This window comes from Luedemannella flava (assembly GCF_039528515.1).
Taxonomy (GTDB): domain Bacteria; phylum Actinomycetota; class Actinomycetes; order Mycobacteriales; family Micromonosporaceae; genus Luedemannella; species Luedemannella flava.
In genome coordinates this window covers 18,258-33,510 of record NZ_BAAALT010000296.1, presented here as the reverse complement: position 1 = coordinate 33,510, position 15,253 = coordinate 18,258, and the positions used below count along the sequence as shown (strand labels likewise).

13 protein-coding genes and 1 pseudogene are annotated in these 15,253 nt (G+C 72.5%); 7 read left to right on the top strand and 7 right to left on the bottom strand.

What is annotated here, in order from left to right; all coding sequences use genetic code 11:
- Together ABD211_RS32825 and ABD211_RS32820 are read left to right on the top strand one after the other, a co-directional pair.
- Window positions 1–947, top strand: a pseudogene (locus ABD211_RS32825) (hypothetical protein); the annotation flags it as partial.
- Window positions 948–1,057: 110 nt separating this feature from the next.
- Window positions 1,058–2,266 (top strand): hypothetical protein, encoded by a 1,209-nt coding sequence (locus ABD211_RS32820; RefSeq protein ID WP_344140401.1) that lies wholly within the window; start codon window positions 1,058–1,060, stop codon window positions 2,264–2,266.
- A gap of 33 nt (window positions 2,267–2,299) precedes the next feature.
- Here ABD211_RS32820 and ABD211_RS32815 read toward each other — a convergent pair whose 3' ends face one another.
- Complete coding sequence (locus ABD211_RS32815; protein WP_344140399.1) at window positions 2,300–2,746, bottom strand: hypothetical protein; 447 nt, start codon at window positions 2,744–2,746, stop codon at window positions 2,300–2,302.
- An 87-nt stretch (window positions 2,747–2,833) separates the two neighbouring features.
- On the opposite strand from ABD211_RS32815, the gene ABD211_RS32810 reads away from it, so the two are divergent.
- Together ABD211_RS32810 and ABD211_RS32805 are read left to right on the top strand one after the other, a co-directional pair.
- Window positions 2,834–3,169 carry an ArsR/SmtB family transcription factor gene (locus tag ABD211_RS32810; protein ID WP_344140397.1) on the top strand — a complete coding sequence of 112 codons (336 nt, stop codon included), beginning with the start codon at window positions 2,834–2,836 and terminating at the stop codon, window positions 3,167–3,169.
- Entirely contained in the window at window positions 3,166–3,993 is an 828-nt protein-coding gene (locus ABD211_RS32805; RefSeq protein ID WP_344140395.1) for a VOC family protein, read from the top strand. The genes ABD211_RS32810 and ABD211_RS32805 overlap by 4 nt, the downstream gene beginning before the upstream one ends.
- A 233-nt stretch (window positions 3,994–4,226) precedes the next feature.
- Here ABD211_RS32805 and ABD211_RS32800 read toward each other — a convergent pair whose 3' ends face one another.
- Together ABD211_RS32800 and ABD211_RS32795 are read right to left on the bottom strand one after the other, a co-directional pair.
- Window positions 4,227–5,024, bottom strand: coding sequence for an ABC transporter permease subunit (locus ABD211_RS32800; protein ID WP_344140393.1), 798 nt, complete (start codon window positions 5,022–5,024; stop codon window positions 4,227–4,229).
- Complete coding sequence (locus tag ABD211_RS32795; protein WP_344140391.1) at window positions 5,021–5,905, bottom strand: ABC transporter ATP-binding protein; 885 nt, start codon at window positions 5,903–5,905, stop codon at window positions 5,021–5,023. The genes ABD211_RS32800 and ABD211_RS32795 overlap by 4 nt, the downstream gene beginning before the upstream one ends.
- Window positions 5,906–5,943: 38 nt before the next feature.
- Here ABD211_RS32795 and ABD211_RS32790 point away from each other — a divergent pair, with 38 nt between their 5' ends.
- Window positions 5,944–7,230, top strand: coding sequence for an APC family permease (locus ABD211_RS32790; RefSeq protein WP_344140389.1), 1,287 nt, complete (start codon window positions 5,944–5,946; stop codon window positions 7,228–7,230).
- An 8-nt stretch (window positions 7,231–7,238) separates the two neighbouring features.
- Here ABD211_RS32790 and ABD211_RS32785 read toward each other — a convergent pair whose 3' ends face one another.
- Window positions 7,239–8,501, bottom strand: coding sequence for an arginine deiminase (locus ABD211_RS32785; protein ID WP_344140387.1), 1,263 nt, complete (start codon window positions 8,499–8,501; stop codon window positions 7,239–7,241).
- 84 nt (window positions 8,502–8,585) lie between these two features.
- Between ABD211_RS32785 and ABD211_RS32780 the strand changes: the two genes are divergently transcribed.
- Both ABD211_RS32780 and ABD211_RS32775 read left to right on the top strand, forming a co-directional pair.
- Window positions 8,586–9,890, top strand: coding sequence for a lanthionine synthetase LanC family protein (locus tag ABD211_RS32780; RefSeq protein ID WP_344140384.1), 1,305 nt, complete (start codon window positions 8,586–8,588; stop codon window positions 9,888–9,890).
- Window positions 9,891–9,973: 83 nt separating this feature from the next.
- Window positions 9,974–10,435, top strand: a complete 462-nt coding sequence (locus ABD211_RS32775; protein ID WP_344140382.1) for a hypothetical protein — start codon at window positions 9,974–9,976, stop codon at window positions 10,433–10,435.
- Window positions 10,436–10,498: 63 nt separating this feature from the next.
- On the opposite strand, the gene ABD211_RS32770 is transcribed toward ABD211_RS32775, so the two are convergent.
- The 3 genes from ABD211_RS32770 to ABD211_RS32760 form a co-directional block, all read right to left on the bottom strand.
- A complete protein-coding gene (locus ABD211_RS32770; protein WP_344140380.1) occupies window positions 10,499–12,100 on the bottom strand; it encodes a pectate lyase family protein in 1,602 nt (533 codons plus the stop codon).
- A 367-nt stretch (window positions 12,101–12,467) separates the two neighbouring features.
- The gene (locus tag ABD211_RS32765; RefSeq protein ID WP_344140378.1) at window positions 12,468–14,033 is read right to left on the bottom strand and encodes a HoxN/HupN/NixA family nickel/cobalt transporter; all 1,566 of its coding nucleotides are present in this window, start codon (window positions 14,031–14,033) and stop codon (window positions 12,468–12,470) included.
- Entirely contained in the window at window positions 14,030–15,220 is a 1,191-nt protein-coding gene (locus ABD211_RS32760) for a tetratricopeptide repeat protein (protein WP_344140376.1), read from the bottom strand. Before ABD211_RS32760 ends, ABD211_RS32765 begins: the two co-directional genes overlap by 4 nt.
- Window positions 15,221–15,253 lie beyond the last annotated feature (33 nt).

The window sequence follows — 15,253 nt, the reverse complement described above, 5'->3', positions numbered from 1 at the left end:
GGGCCGGCCGCGCCGCCGAGCACCCCGGCCTCGCCGAGCTGGTCGTGGCCACGCGCCGGCGCGACCCGCTCCTGTGGAGCCGCCGCCCCGACCGCAACGACTTCCTGACGCTGCGGCTCGGTCTCGGCCCGCGGCCGTCCCGCAACCAGGTGGTTTGGCCGCCGCGCACCGATGCCCCCATGCCGCTGTGGGAGGAGCTGCGCGTCGCCGTCGCCGCGCACGCCACTGTGGACGGGCTTCCCGTCGTGGTGCGGTTGTCCGAGGTCGGCGTGCTGGGAGTGGCCGGGCATCTGGGCAGCGCCGCGCCGCTGGCGCGGGCCCTCGTCGCCCAGCTCGTGACCCTGCACGCGCCGACGGAGGTCTCGCTGGCCGCGGTCGCGTCCGCCGACGAGTGGCGCTGGCTCGCCTGGCTGCCGCACGCCGCGCCGGGGCCGCTCAGCGCCCCGCTGGCGGCCGGCGGGGCGGCGTCGGTCCAGCTGGTCGCGCAGATCGAGGAACTGATCGCTGGTCGCGCCGCCGGGGCGCAACCCACGCCCGCCGTGGTGCTGCTGGTCGCCGACGCGTCGGGCGCCAGCCGCGAGTCGCTGCTCCGGGTGGCCGAACATGGCCCCCACCACGGGGTGTACGTGATCTGGGTGGCGGACGTGGTGACGCGCCTGCCTGGTGCATGCCGGGCCTACGTGGAGGCGCGCCCCGGTGCGGCCGGCGGGCCGGCGGTCGTCGCCGCGGTGGGTCTCGCGTCTACCAGCGAGGTCGTCTCGCCTGTCGCCGTTGAGGCGCTCGGTGCGGCTGAGGCCACGGAACTCGGCCGTCTCCTGGCCCCTATCGGAGCGACCGCGCCGACCGGCGATGCGGAGCTGACGGTCCACACGCTGGACCTTGGCCCGGGCGACCGCTGGCCGGAACCCGTCGAGTCTGAGGAACCCGTCACCGCCCGCGTGCCCTGACCGCACGGCTGCCGGCCAGCCGCCAATGCGTTGGCGGGTGGGTGCTCTCGTGAAGCAGCATTGCGACAGGGGTATTGCCGCATCGTCGAGTGATCGCTTGACTTTCGTTCATGGCGTTCCCGTCATCGATTGCCGCGCGGCGCCGTCGCCAACTCCTGTCGCGGGCCCGCGAATCATACGAGGGCCGTGCCGATGCTCTGGGAACCGTTCCGCACCTTAGCGGGGCGCAGCGTAAGGCCCTGCTACGCGCGGTTCGCGGGCTGGACGTGCGGACTGCCTGGTCCGGCAACCGCGTCATCTGGGCAGCTGCTCGGTGGGCGGCGCTGCTGTCCTGCCTGCTGCTGCCGATGGCCGCCGTGGGAGTTCTCGTCGGAGGTCGTCTCACCGGCGTCGATCTTGTTATCGTGCTCGGGTTCGAACTTGTTGGGTTCGGTGCGATGGCCTGGTTCGGCTTTCATCGCGGGCCATCGACAGGTGCGCGTCGTCGAGTGCTGCTCTCCTTGAGTGTCGCCGGCGCGGCTATCAGTCTCGTGGTTGCCGTAGCGGCGATGGCGTGGCAGTTGAGCGGGCACGGCCGTGGCGATGCGCACGTTGCTCTGGCAGTGCTCGCCGGCGGCAGCGCGGCGATCCTCCATGCCATCTACTTCCTGCTGGTCCTACCTGCTGCTGCTGACCTCTACGTCCTCCACGTCCACGGCTGGCGGTTTCGCCGATGCGGACTAATGCCGCCGGTATACCTGATCGCGGCGCTGCTCTTGTTCGACCTCGTGCTTCTGCAGGAGGAGCGCGGCACGTGGCGGCAGGCGCCAACGCGCCGACGGCTACTGCGCAGCCTGACATGGACGACGTTCCTGATCGAGCGTTGGGTGCCACAGGTGCTGTGGTACGCACGTGTAGCCGAGACTCCGCGGGTCCACGCCAAGCGGTTCTGTGCTGACCTGGGCGTGATGCTGCGGTCGATGCAGTGGGACCTGGCCAATGCCGCAGACGCTGCCGGGTACGACGCTGTTCAACAACGCCTCGCGAGGACCGCGGTCGCTGTCGTGCGCGGCGACCTGTCCGCGATTCCGGGGAGTGTGCCGGTTGGCCGGCGCCAGTGGCTGACCACGCTCCTGCATCGGATCCCATCCGTGGCGGCATTGTTGGCGGCCGCGGCGGCGCTGCCGTACGTCCCGGGCGTGGCTGGCGCAGGGTCCGCGGTCACCACGGCGCGAGTCGGCCTGGTGATCGCGGCTGTCCTGGTGCTGGCCTCGGTCGACAGCTCGTCCCAGAGCCGCATCGTTGACGTGCTTGGGGGCACGCCACGAGGCGGCCCGTGACGGCACTCGCCGACTGGTAGGACCCGCGTCGACTCAGGTGTCGTACTCGCCGCTGTCCCAGGGCTCCGAGAAGGCCATGTAGTCGCCGGGCAGCAGGATGACCCACCAGCCGTCGTCCTCATCCTCCGGCGGCCGCGGGATGAGGCCGAACTCGACGCCGAACCGTTCGATGGCGAACGGGGCGACCTCGATGCGGTCGAACGTCACGTCGCCGAGCTCCCGCAGCCGCTGCTCGTACAGGGCGCTGCGGGCGGCCCGGTCCATGCTGGCCCGCGTCCCGCACGCGTCGATCTTCGCGTCGAGGAACGCGCCGTCCGCGTCGAAGAGGAACAACGCCACGTACTCCTGCCCACCGTTGCCGTCGAAGTCGCCGGGCTCGAACGGGGTGGTCAGGAAGAACTGGCGGCCGTCGGCGGTGTGGCCGACGTGCTCGGCGTGGTAGTCGTCATGGTCGATCGCGATGCGGGTGGGCTGGCTCACCGGGTACCTCCTGGGTCGTACCGCCAGATCATTGTCCTGACGCCCCAGCCATTGACAACTATTAGAGGCATGTATAACTATTGCTGCATGGCCCGGAACGGCGTGGAGGCGCTCTTCGAAGTGCTCGGCGACCCGACCCGGCGCCGGGTGGTGCAGCTGCTCGGCGAGGGGCCCCGTCGGGCCGGCGACCTCGCCACGGCGCTCGGCGTCTCGCCGCCGGTCCTGAGCCGCCACCTGCGCATCCTGCTGGCGGCGGGGGTGGTGGCCGACGAACGGGGGGCCGCCGACGCCCGCCTGCGGGTGTTCCGGCTGCGGCCGGAGCCGCTGATCGCGCTGCAGGCGTGGTTGGACCAGGTGCAGGCGCACTGGAACGACCAGCTCGGCGCCTTCAAACGGCACGTCGAACGGGAGGAGCGGACATGACCCGCAGGTCGGCGACGGCATCGGTGGTGGTCGAGGTGGACCCCGCGACCGCGTTCCGCGCCTTCACCGAGGAGATCGACCGCTGGTGGCTGCCCGGCCCGATCAACGCGTTCGACTCCTCGCGGCTGCTCACGATGCGCATCGAGCCGGGCGTCGACGGCCGCGTGCTGGAGATCTACGACAACGGCGACGCGCTCGAGCTCGGCCGGATCACCGTGTGGGAGCCGGGCGCCCGCCTGGTCTTCCGCAGCGGCGTCGACGACACCGAGGTCGACGTGCGCTTCGCCTCGGACGGCGACGGCACCCGGGTGACCGTCGAGCAGTACGTGCTGCCCGACGGCGACGCCGACACCGCCGGTCTGTTCTGGCCGAAGATCGCGCACTGGCTCGTCCCGTGGTGTCGCGCGCACGACGCGGCCCGCCCGGTGCACCGCCTCGCGCCCGTCAGCGTCGGCCTGCACTACGAGGACCCGGCGGCCGCCGCCCGGTGGCTCGCGGACGCGTTCGGCCTGCGCTCCTGGGACCGGATCCCGGCCGAGGGCGACGCCCCCGACTGGATCGAGCTGCACGTCGGCCCCGTGGCGATCCTGCTGTTCCCGCTCGACGGCAAGCGCTCACCGGAGCCGGTCACACACCAGACCTGGGTGTACGTGGACGACCTCGACGCCCACCTGAAGCGTGCCGAGGCCGCGGGCGCCACGATCGTGCGCGGCATCGGCCAGGACGGCTACCGCGCCTACACGGCCGAGGACCTGGAGGGCCACCGCTGGACCTTCGCCCAGGCCCCGCCAGCGATGCGCCCTGTCGACGGCGCCGGTCGCTAGGGCTGGCCCGCTCCTCTTCGATCTGCTCCGCCGTGTGGCGCCGAAGGTACTCGCCGTATGCCTGTGCAGCCTCGCGCTGGCGGGCGCGCCGTGCCTCGGGAACCACCCGTCGCACCGCGTCGGTGACGGCGGCGGATACGTTGCCCTGGCTCTGCAAATAAGCGGCCACATCGTCGGGCACGCTGATGCTGAGCTCGACGGTCAGACTTTCATCCGACTGGGACGGCAAGGTCTCAGGGGGCGTGGACGTCACGGCGGTTGAAGCAGATGACCCCTGTCGTGGCGAGGACGACCGACAGGGCGAGCGGCGCGAGGTAGCGCCACACGTCCGTGTCGCTGGTCAGCGGCTCGCCGCCGAGCGCCCAGTTCCACGGCGCGAGGTACTGCAGGTCCTCCCATCCCTCACGCAACGGGAACAGGGCCGAGATCACGTAGCCGGCCACGGCGACGCCGACGCCCGCCGCGGTGGCCACAGCCGGCTGCGCGCTGACCCCGGCGGCCAGCGCGGTCGCGCCGACGGAGACCAGACCGGTGAGCGCGCACAGCGCCACGGTCGCGGTCAGCCGTGACACGGACGTGTCGAGATCCCAGATCGCGTTGGCGCCGAGCTGGATGAGCAGCACCGCCACGCCCAGCACGACGACGGCCCCGACGGCGGCGAGGATCCGGGCCAGCAGCGCGGCCGTGCGTGACACCGGCTGGGTCAGGATCAGCTCGTACTGCCCGGAGTCCTCCTGCCGCGCGGTCAGCGTGGTGAGGAACGAGGTGCCCGCGACCGCCATGAGCAACGGCACGAGCAGGGCGTACAGGTTGCCCCACAGGAAGCCCTCCGGGGAGTTGAGGTCGCCGATGCCCAGCGCCTCGACCAGCCCGGGCGACATGCCGGCGATCGCGTCGGTCATCCCGCCGCTGTCCTTGAACGCCGGCCAGAACGCCGTGGTCAGCGCGATGAGCGCGGCGATCGACACCGTCCAGACCACCCAGCCGCGCCGGATCGACCGCACGGCCCCACTGAGCAGCACGCCCGTCACGGTGCCGCCTCCTCGTACAGGCTGCGGAACGCGTCCTCGAGGTCGGGTTCGGCGATGTCGACCGACAGCGGGTCACCGGCCGCGAGCGCCGCGAGCAGCGGCCCGGGCGCCCCGGTGAACCGGGCCCGGATCCGGCGGCCCTCGACCTGCAGGTCGGTGAGTCCGACCACGCCGGACAGGTCCGGGACGCGGTCGGCGAACGTCGCCTCGATCCGCTGGGCGGCCGTGCCGCGCAGCTCGTCGACGGTGCCCTCGGCGACGATGCGTCCGCGACGCAGGACCACCGCGCGGTCCGCGGTGCGCTGCACCTCCGCGAGGGAATGCGAGGACAGGAGTACGGCGCTGCCGCGCGCGCGGGCCTCCCGTACCAGGTCGCGGAAGGTCTGCTGGAGCAGCGGGTCGAGCCCGCTGGTGGGCTCGTCGAGGACCAGCAGCTCGGCCCGGCTCATGAACGCGGCCACCAGGGCGACCTTGCGCCGGTTGCCGGTGGACAGGCCCTTGGTCGGCCTGCCGGGGTCCAGACCGAGCCGCTCGGTGACGTCCGCGCGCCGGGCCGGGTCGCAGTCGCCGCGCAGCCGCGCCACCGCGTCGAGCAGCTCGGCGGCGGTGGCCCGGGGCGGCAGCCGCAGCTCGGCCGGGACGTAGGCGACCTTCCGCCGGGCGGGCACCCCGCCGTGGCGGGCGTCGGCGCCGAACAGGCGCAGCGTGCCGGCGGTGGGCCGGAGCAGGTCGAGCAGACAGCGGATGGTCGTGCTCTTGCCGGCTCCGTTCGGCCCCAGGAAGCCGACCACCTCGCCGGCCGCCACGTCGAGGTCGATGTCCCGGACCGCGTGCACCGCGCCGTAGTCCTTGACCAGGCCCGTGATCTCCACGACCGCCATTCGGACATTATATGGGTTATGCGGTCATATTATGGGTCGTGACCAATGGAGCGGCGCGCGGCCAGACGCTCGGGGTCCGGCAGGCCGCGTTCATCGGCGTCGGCGCGATGGTCGGGGCGGGCATCTTCGCCCTGCTCGGCGCGGCCGGCGAGGTTGCCGGCGCGGCCGTGTGGGTGTCGTTCGTCCTGGCGGGCGTGGTGGCGGGCCTGCAGGGCTACTCGTTCGCCCGGCTCGGTGCCCGCTACCCGGCGGCCGGAGGGTTCCTCGAGTTCCTGGTGCGCGGATTCGGCAACGGCCACATCACGGGAGTGGCGGCCTGGCTGCTGTTCGGTGTCAACGCGATCATCACGGCGATGGTCGCGGTGTCGTTCGGCAGCTACGCCAGCGCGGCCGTCGCCGACGGCGGCGCGCAGTGGACCAAACACTTCGCCGTACTGGTCATCGCCCTGATGGCCCTGCTGAACGTGCTCGGCTCGGGGGCCGTCGCGCGGGCGCAGACCGTCGTGGTGGTCGTCGTGATCGGCATCCTGTCGGTCTTCGCCGTCGCCACGCTCGCCAACCTGGACCCGCACCTGCTGGCCTTCTCCGGGTACCCACCGCTGCGCGACATCGTGTCCAGCGTGGCGCTGACGTTCTTCGCGTTCCTGGGCTTCGGCGTGATCACCTTTACCGCGAAGGATCTGGTGGCTCCGGCGCGCCAACTGCCCCGCGCGATCTATCTGGCGCTCGGCATCGCCACGGTCATCTACGTGGCCGTCGCGTTGGGCGTGTTCGGCGTCCTGACGGTCGACACGGTGGTGGCCTCCGGCGGCACGGCGCTGGCGGTGGCCGCGCAGCCGGTCCTGGGGGACGCCGGCTACTGGATGATGAGCGTGACGGCGCTGTTCGCGACCGCTGGCGCCACCAACTCCGGCCTGTTCCCGGCGGCTGGCCTGTGCGGGCAGATGGCCACGATCGGGCAGTTCCCGCCCGCGATGGGCCGGCGCCTGGGCGACCGGGTGCCGATCGGCCTGGTCATGACGGCGGTCGCCGCGATGGTGCTCGCCGTGGCTCTCGACCTGTCGGCGATCGCCTCGATCGGCAGCGCGGTGGCGCTGCTCATGTTCGCCATCGTGACCGCGGGACACCTGCGGCTGCGGGGTGAGACGGGCGCCCGGGCCTGGGTGCTCGTGCTCGCCGTGGCGACCACGGTGGTGGTCCTGCTCGCGTTCACGTTCACGACCCTGGTCGAGGAGCCGGCGACGGCCGTGACGCTGGCGGCGATCCTGGTCCTCAGCGTCGTGCTCGACCTGTCGTGGAAGCGGATCCGCGACGCCCGTGGCTGAACGACAGGTTACAGCGGATCGCGTAGCAGCGGGCACGTCATGCAGTGCCCGCCGCCGCGGCCCTTGCCGAGCTCGAAGCCCTCGATGGTGATGACCTCGATGCCCGCCGCGCGCATCTTCGCGATCGTGTAGGTGTTGCGTTCATAGGCGACCACCACACCGGGCGCGAGCGCGACGACGTTGTTGCCGTCGTCCCACTGCTCGCGCTCCTGCTGGTACGCGTCGCCGCCGGTCTCGACGACCCGTAGCTTCGGCACGCCCATCGCGTCGGCGACCGCCGGCAGCAGGCCCTCCTCGACCGTGACGTGGAAGCGGCCGGATCCGGCTCCCGGACGGAGACTGATCACCCGCGCCTCATTGATCACCTTCGGGTAGATCGTGACGGCGTCCCGGTCCAGCATCGTGAAGACGGTGTCCAGGTGCATGTGCGCGCGGTCCTTGCTCAGCACCACCGCGATCACCCGCTCGGCGGCGCCCTTGTCGAACAGCGCCCGCGCGATCTGCTCGATCATGCGCGCCTGCGACCGCTCGCTGAGGCCGATCAGGACCGTTCCGTTGCCGATCGGCTGGACGTCACCGCCCTCCAGCGAGGCGCGCCCGAAGTCGGCGGCGTGGAAGCGGCCCTCGTCGCCGAGCTCCGGGTACCAGTACTCGAAGGTCGCCTCGGCGAACATCGGGTGCGCGCGGTAGATCGCGGCCACGTTGTAGGCCTCCAGCCGCCGGGCCGGCCAGTACATCGGGTTGATCGACACGCCGCCGTAGATCCAGCAGGACGAGTCGCGGGTGAACAGCGTGTTGGGCAGCGGCGGCAGGATGAACGTGCCGAGGTCCGCCAGCGCCGCGGCCTCGACCGACGTGGCCCGCAGCCGGCCCACGTCGAGGCCGGACTCCGCTACGGTGAGACCACCGATCAGGTGGGTGGCCAGGTCCTCCGCGCTCAGCCCGGCGAGCACCGCGCGGATCTCGTCGACCAACGAGATGCCCACGGTGTACTCCGACACCGTCAGCTCGATCACCCGGTTACGGATCCCCGCGTCCGCGGCGAGCGCCTGCGCCAACAGGTCGCGCAGCAGGAAGACCTCGACGCCGCGGTCGCGCATCCGGGCCACGAACTCGTCGTGCTCGAACTGGGCACGTTCGACCCACAGCACGTCGTCGAAGAGCAGGTCGTCGTGGTTGGTGGGGGTCAGGCGCCGCAGGCTCAGGTCGGGCCGGTGCACCATCACCTTGCGCAGCGTGCCGACCTCCGAGTGCACCCCGAACGCGTCCATGAAAGCCAGCAAATCAGGCGTAAGCGACGTTGCGCATGGTGATACGAAGATCTCGTCGGCGGGACGTGCGGGTAGCGTGGCCGCGTGGGCGACGGGCAGACGTACCGGGAACTGGGCGAGGCGGCGTGGGCGTGGGTGCTCGGCCAGGTGCGCGGCGACGACGGGCCGTGGCTGCCCGACAGCGTGACCGACGCGCCGCCCGCCGGGCCGGCCGGCGACCGCGACTCGCTCTACGCGGGCATCGCCGGGCTGGCGCCCGTACTCGTGGAGATTGAACAGCACCGCCCACTCACGGTGACCGAACGGGCGCTCGCGGACGGGATCGTGGACCGGTTGGCGGCACAGGTGCCGTCGCGCGCGGAGGCGTCGCTCTACGACGGCTTGGGCGGAGACGTGACCGCGTTGCGGCTGCTCGCGCCCGGGCGGGAGGCGGCGGCGCTGGCGCGGCTGGCGGAGCTCGCCACGCCGGCCGGGTGGGTCAGCACCCTCGGCGCGGAGCCTGACTGGTCCGGTTGCTACACGGACCTGGTCATGGGCACGGCCGGGGTCGTGATGGCGGCGGCCTGGGCCGGCGGGACCGACGTCCTGACGACCGGGGGAGAGGCGCTGCTGCGCGCCGCCGAGCCGGCCGAGGTGGGCCTGGACTGGCGGATGCGGCCCGGATACCGGTCGAGCACCCCGAACTACTCGCACGGCACGGCCGGGGCGGCGGCCGCGCTCGCCGTCGCGGGCGCGACGCTCGGCCGGGACGACTTCGTCGACGCCGCGCGACGCGGCGCCGAGCACCTGCTGTCCGTGGCGTCGCTGGACGACGGCGGGTTCGTCGTGGAGCACACCATCCCCCGGTCGACGCGCGAGGTCGAGCCGGTCACCTACAACTGGTGTCACGGCCCGGCCGGCACGTCGCACCTGTTCGCGGCGCTGGCCCACGCGGGCGTCGAGGAGGTCGGCGGGCATCCGGTCGGCGAGCTGCGGTCGCGTTGCCTGCGGTCCGTGCTCGCGTCCGGGCTGCCGGCCCGGCTGCGGCCGGGGTTCTGGGACAACGACGGGCGCTGCTGCGGCACGGCCGGCGTCGGCGACGTCCTGCTCGACGCCGCCCAGGACGGCCCGGCGTTCGAGCCGCTGCTCGTCGCCGCGCGGACCATGGGGGACGCGCTCGTCTCCCGCGCGGTCCGCGACGACGAGGGCGCCCGGTGGCGGTTCGTGGAGTACCGGCAGGAGCAGCCCCTGCTGCCGCCCGGGACCTCGTGGATGCAGGGCGCGGCGGGCATTGCGGCGTTCCTGCTCCGCCTGGCCCGCGTGACCGAGACCGGGCCGCCGGCACGGGTCGTGGACCGGCCCGACCAGTGGTGGGCCGTGCCGTCCGCGGTGCGCGCCGTACGGCCATGACCGGTGGCCGCTTGCGCTGCGTCCTTCTCTCGGGGCCTGCCGGCAGCGGCAAGACGACGATGTGCCGGCTCGGGCATCACGCCATGGTGTCAGCGTGGGGCCATCCAGCCGCGGCCATCGACGTCGACCAGCTGTATCTGAACGTGGACGCCCGCTGGGAGCTGCCCTACGACGACGCGCGCAACGCGATGGTCCTTGACCAGTCGGCGCGGTTGGCGAGGTCCCTGTTCGACAATGGCTGGCAGACGGTCATGATCTTCGGCAACAGCCTGTTCGACCCCGCCGACAGCGCGCGCATCGTGTCCGAGCTGCATCCGCCGGCCGAGATCTATCACGTCACGTTGACGCCCGACATCGAGACCGTCCTCGAGCGGTGTGCCGGTACCGCGCGACGTCGGGAGGCGGTGCTCAGACACGACTTCGACGTGCACGCGGCTCGTCCGCATCCGGCGTCCGCCCGGCTGGACAACACCGACCTGACCCCCGAGGCGACGCTTCGCGCGCTGGTGAGACTGGTCGACGAGGGTGCCGGTCGACTCGTCTGACCGGAAGCCGCACAGCCGTGGGGCCGTCGCGACGCGACGGCCCCACGGGTGATCAGGTGCTGGTTACGCGTACGTCTCGAACTCGCCGATACGCGGGCTGCCGCTCGCTCCGGTGACCTCGAAGGTGACCTTCTTGAGCGAGGTCCTGGTGAACGAGATGACGCCACCGTTGCTGCTGCCCGAGGTCAGGACCGCGCCGGTGTCGGCGTTGAGGACCCGCCACCCGGTGATGGTGCCCGAGCCGGACGCCGGCCGGATGTTGATCCGGGAGATCGACGTCGCCGAGCCCCACTTGATCGAGATCTGCCCGGTGCTGCCCGACGGCGACCAGTACGTCGAGATGTTGCCGTCCTTGACGTTGCCGTAGCTCGTCCCGTCGGCCTTGCTCGAGCCGTCAGCGCCCGCGCTGAGGCTCAGGTTCGTGCCGCTGACCGTGGTCGGCGCGGCCGTGGTGCTGACCGGGGCGCGCGTCGTCGGCGCGGCGGTCGTCGCCGGCCGCGTCGTGGTCGTGCCCGTGGTCGCCCGGGTCGTGACGGCGGCCGACGTCGGCCCCGCGGTCACGGAGCAGCTGCCCGTCGACACCTGCAGGCCCTTGTTGGCGCCCGCCGTCGCGGCGACGACGCTCGGCACGCAGCTCGCGTTGTCCAGCGTGTACGAGTACGGGATGCTGACCGTGGTGGTCGACGCCATGTTCGGACCGGCCGGGTTGTTGTCCGAGGCGGTGGCCGACCAGGTGACGTTGTCCAGGATGTTGCCGCTGGTCTGCCAGTAGCCCTTGGCGTCGGTGTAGAACGTGCCGAGGACGTCCTTGGAGTTCTTGAAGTAGTTGTTGTCCACCTTGGCCTTGGCGCCGGCACGCGAGTTGATGCCGGACTCGTTCAGGCTCACGTAGTAGTTGTTGTAGATGTGGGCGATGCCGCCCCGCAGCAGCGGCGTCCGCGAGTCGATGTTCTCGTACAGGTTGTGGTGGAACGTCACGTACCCGTTCGAGGTGTCGGTCTCGCTGGAGCCGATGAGGCCACCGCGGCCCGAGTTGCGCAGCGTGCTGTAGGACAACGTCACGTACTGCGTGTTGTCCTTCATGTCGAACAGGCCGTCGAAGCCCGCCGACTCGCCACCCGACGCCAGCAGGTTGACGTGGTCGACCCAGACGTTGCGCACGGTGCTCTCCATGCCGATGGCGTCGCCGCCGTTGGACGTGGGGGAGCCCGACTTCTTGACGTTCTGGATCGTCACGTTCTGGATGATGATGTTGCTGGAGTCACGGATGTGGATGCCCAGCTGGTCGAAGACCGCGCCGCTGCCCACGCCGACGATCGTGACGTTGCTGATCTCCTTCAGCTCGATCTTGTCGGCGGCGGTGTTGCAGCTGTTGCCCGACACCTTCGTGGTGTTGCCGTGGTTGATCGTGCCGGACACCTGGATGATGATCGGGGTGCTGCTGCTGGCCCGGTTGCACAGCGCGGTGTGGATCGCGGTGCCGCTGGAGGCCGACACGACCTGGCCGCCGGCGCCGCCGGTCGTGCCGCCGTTCTGGGTCGCGAAGCCGGTGACGCCGCCGGTCGCGGCCGACGCCTCGGGCATCAGCAGGACCACACCCGTGGCGACCGTGGCGGCGGTGGCGCCGATGGCCGCGGTGAGTCGCAGGGCGACTTTTCGTCTCATCTCTTGCTTACCTCTCGTCTACTACAGATGCCGGGTGTCAGCGGCGATGGACGGCGACACCTTGCGCGGCGCCCGCTGGAGCCAGCGGGCGGGCCCTTCCGCGCCGTGAGCTGGGAAAGCGCTTTCCGATGGACGATAATAGGCTCACGTCAATCAAGGCGGCAAGATTGCGTCCGAATTAATGGATATGTCGCTTTGTCAAACGCCGCTAACTCGCAAGTAGACCCCCGACTTTCGGCAACCCTTGATCAAATAACGGCCCCGCCGAGGAACCGACCGGAGCAAGCCGACGTTTGGACCGTCACGCAGGATATTTCGCGCCGAATTCCAGGCTCAACGGTCCAAACGTCGGGCGGTCCCGTGGGGGTTACGGCATCATCGCGGCCGCGCGGGCGGCCAGGGTGACGCCGACGAGCAGGACGAGTCCCGCGGTTGTCGTCGGTAGCAGGCGGCGGATGCGGGTGATCAGGGGCGTCGGGCGGTCCAGCCAGCGGCCGCGCAGGCGCAGCAGGAGCAGGCCGGCGGCGGTCAGCGTGGCCGCCATGCCGAGGCCGTAGGCGAGCACCAGCGCCACGCCGAACGCCGTGCGTCCCAGGCCCACGGCGCCGAGCAGCACGATCAGCGCCGACGGGCTGGGCACCAGCCCGCCCGCCACCCCCAGCCCGAGAATGCTCCACCGGTCGGCCCGCCCACGCCGAGTCCCGTGCCCATGGTGGTGCCCGTGCCGGTGCACATGACTGTGGTCGTGGTCATGGCCGTGGTGCCGGTGGTCGTGTGCACGCCCGTGGTCGTGTCCACGGGCATGCCCCTGCCCGTGGTGGTGTCCGTGGTTGTGGCGTCCGTGGTCGGCGTCGTGGGTGTCACCGTGATCGTGCGCGTGGTCGGGGATGTGCGTTCGGGTGGCGCGCAGGGCGCGGCGGAGCAGGGCGGCGCCCACGACGACGATGAGCGCCCCGCTGACGATGCCCAGCGCGCCCAGCACCCGGACCCCGAACAGCCCGGTCACCGACGTCAACACCAACCCCAGCACGAGTACGCCGCCGGTGTGCGTCAGCGTGACCGTCGCCCCCACGGCGACCGCGTCGCGGGGCCGGCCGTCCCGTCCGGCCAGGTACGCCGCCATGACGGTCTTCCCGTGCCCGGGCAGCGCCGCGTGCGCCGCGCCCAGCAGCAGCGCCAGCCCCACGGCCAGCAGCCCCACGAGCGGAGTGAGCCGCCCCGCCGCCACGAGCCGGTCCAGCAGCCGTTCCGCGCCGGCCGTCCACCCGCCGGTGCGCTCGGTCGCGCCGACGGGCAGGGCCCCCGACCCGGCACCGGTCGCCGGGGCCTCCGCGCCGTCGCCCGGCTCGACCCGCAGCGTCGCCGTGCGCACGTCGGCGGGGGAGTCGAGCAGGTCCCGCGGGTAGTCGCGCAGCCCGTTCGTCGGCGAGGCCGCGGGCAGCGACGAGCCGCCCAGCCGCACGCCCGCGCCCGCCGCGGCCAGCTCCCGCCAGCCGACCCGGTCGGCAAGGTACCCGTTGTCGATGGTCACGTCCGCCGCGTCACCGAGCCGGGCCGGCGCGGTGAACGCGCAGTCGACCCGGCTCGTGGCCAGCCCCGCCGCGCCGGGCAGGTAGGCGAAACGGGCACCGGACACCGTCCACCCGAGACGCTCGCCCGCGACGGTGACGGCCAGGGCGTCGGCGAACGCCGCGCACGTGGCGGCCCCGGTCGTGTCGGCGGTGGCCCGGTCGGCGAGGGTCGGCAGCTCGGCGAGGTCCACGACGGCCACCGCGTCGACCCGGTCGGGCCGCAGGGTCAGCGCCACGGACTCGTTGACGGAGAAGTTGCCCAGCGGGTGGGCCAGCGGCGGCGCGGCCCCGGCGGCACCCGCCGGGAGCAGCAGCACGGCGAGGACGCCCGCCGCGACGGCGAGGGACAGCGAGCGGATCATCGGGGGCTCCTCAGGGCGGACTCGATGGCGGCGAGGTGGTCGGCGTAGCGGGTGTCGCGCGAGCCGGGCGAGGCGGCCGCGCGGGCGTAGCGGAGGGCGGCCGCGTCATCGCCGGCCAGGTGCAGCGCCCAGCCCAGGACGTCGGCCACATCGGCGTGGGTACGCCGTGACCACTCGCGGCGGGCGGCCGCGACCGCGGGGTCGGCGTCACCGCGGGCGATCGCCAGCTCGGCCTCGCCCAGGTCGTCGCGCCCGCCGGACGCGGCGAACAGGCGCAGCGCCGCCTCCGCCAGGTCGAACTGGGAGTCGGCGTCTGAGTAACGGCCGACGCGCCGCAGCTCCCCGGCGTACTCGATCAATAGGGAGGGTGCGGGGGTGCGGCGCGTCACCCGCGCCCACACCGCGAGCGCCGCGTCCGCGTCGCCGTCGGCGGCCAGGACCCGGGCCAGCCCGGGCTGCGCGGCCGGGAACCCGGGCTGCGCGTCGAGGGCGGCGGCGTAGCGGGCGCACGCCTCGGCGCGGTCGCCGGTGTGCCAGGCGAGGTCCCCGAGCTGCGTGTGAATGTAGGCAGCGTCGAGCGGCGCCTGGTCGAGCGCCCGCAGCCACAGGTCGCGCGCGTCGGCGACGCGGCCGTGCTGTTCGAGGTCGTAGGCGGCCCGGGCCAGGGCCGGCAGCTCGGGGCGCAGGTCCAGCATCTTCTGCACCGCGGCGGTGGCCTGCTTCGCCTCGCCGAGCTGGGTGTGCGCGTCGGCGAGCACGCCGTAGGCGGCGGCGTCGAACCCGTTGAGCCGCAACGCCTGTTGTGCGAACGACCGGGCGGCGGCGAAGTCGTGGCGGGCGTTGGCGAGGGCGCCGAGCCCGGTGAGCGCGTCCGCGTTGCCGTCGGGGCGCAGGCGCAGCGACTCGCGCAGCGCGCCCTCGGCCTTCGGGTAGTACGCCGGGTCGGCCGTCACCCGGGCGCGCTCCACGTAGGCGAGGCCCAGCCGCGCCCACGTGGGCCAGTCGCCCGGCACCTCGGCGAGCCGACGCTGGGCCGCGGCGACGGCGACGACCAGCGGATCCTGCGGGGGTGCGACCGCCGTCGCGGCAGCGCGCGGCCCCGACGGCCGGCCCAGCACCGCCCCGGCGACGGTGATCAGCGCGGCGAGGACCACGACCGCCACGACCGGCCCTACCAGCTTCTTCATGACTGCTCCCGACGTGAGGGGATCCGGTGGCCG

Bases quoted from the DNA above. Each gene is read 5' to 3' on its own strand.
- ABD211_RS32765 (WP_344140378.1), bottom strand. From the start codon at position 14,033: ATGATCCGCTCGCTGTCCCTCGCCGTCGCGGCGGGCGTCCTCGCCGTG.
- ABD211_RS32760 (WP_344140376.1), bottom strand. From the start codon at position 15,220: ATGAAGAAGCTGGTAGGGCCGGTCGTGGCGGTCGTGGTCCTCGCCGCG.
- ABD211_RS32795 (WP_344140391.1), bottom strand. From the start codon at position 5,905: ATGGCGGTCGTGGAGATCACGGGCCTGGTCAAGGACTACGGCGCGGTG.
- ABD211_RS32770 (WP_344140380.1), bottom strand. From the start codon at position 12,100: ATGAGACGAAAAGTCGCCCTGCGACTCACCGCGGCCATCGGCGCCACC.
- ABD211_RS32775 (WP_344140382.1), top strand. From the start codon at position 9,974: ATGGTGTCAGCGTGGGGCCATCCAGCCGCGGCCATCGACGTCGACCAG.
- ABD211_RS32785 (WP_344140387.1), bottom strand. From the start codon at position 8,501: ATGGACGCGTTCGGGGTGCACTCGGAGGTCGGCACGCTGCGCAAGGTG.
- ABD211_RS32805 (WP_344140395.1), top strand. From the start codon at position 3,166: ATGACCCGCAGGTCGGCGACGGCATCGGTGGTGGTCGAGGTGGACCCC.
- ABD211_RS32810 (WP_344140397.1), top strand. From the start codon at position 2,834: ATGGCCCGGAACGGCGTGGAGGCGCTCTTCGAAGTGCTCGGCGACCCG.
- ABD211_RS32820 (WP_344140401.1), top strand. From the start codon at position 1,058: ATGGCGTTCCCGTCATCGATTGCCGCGCGGCGCCGTCGCCAACTCCTG.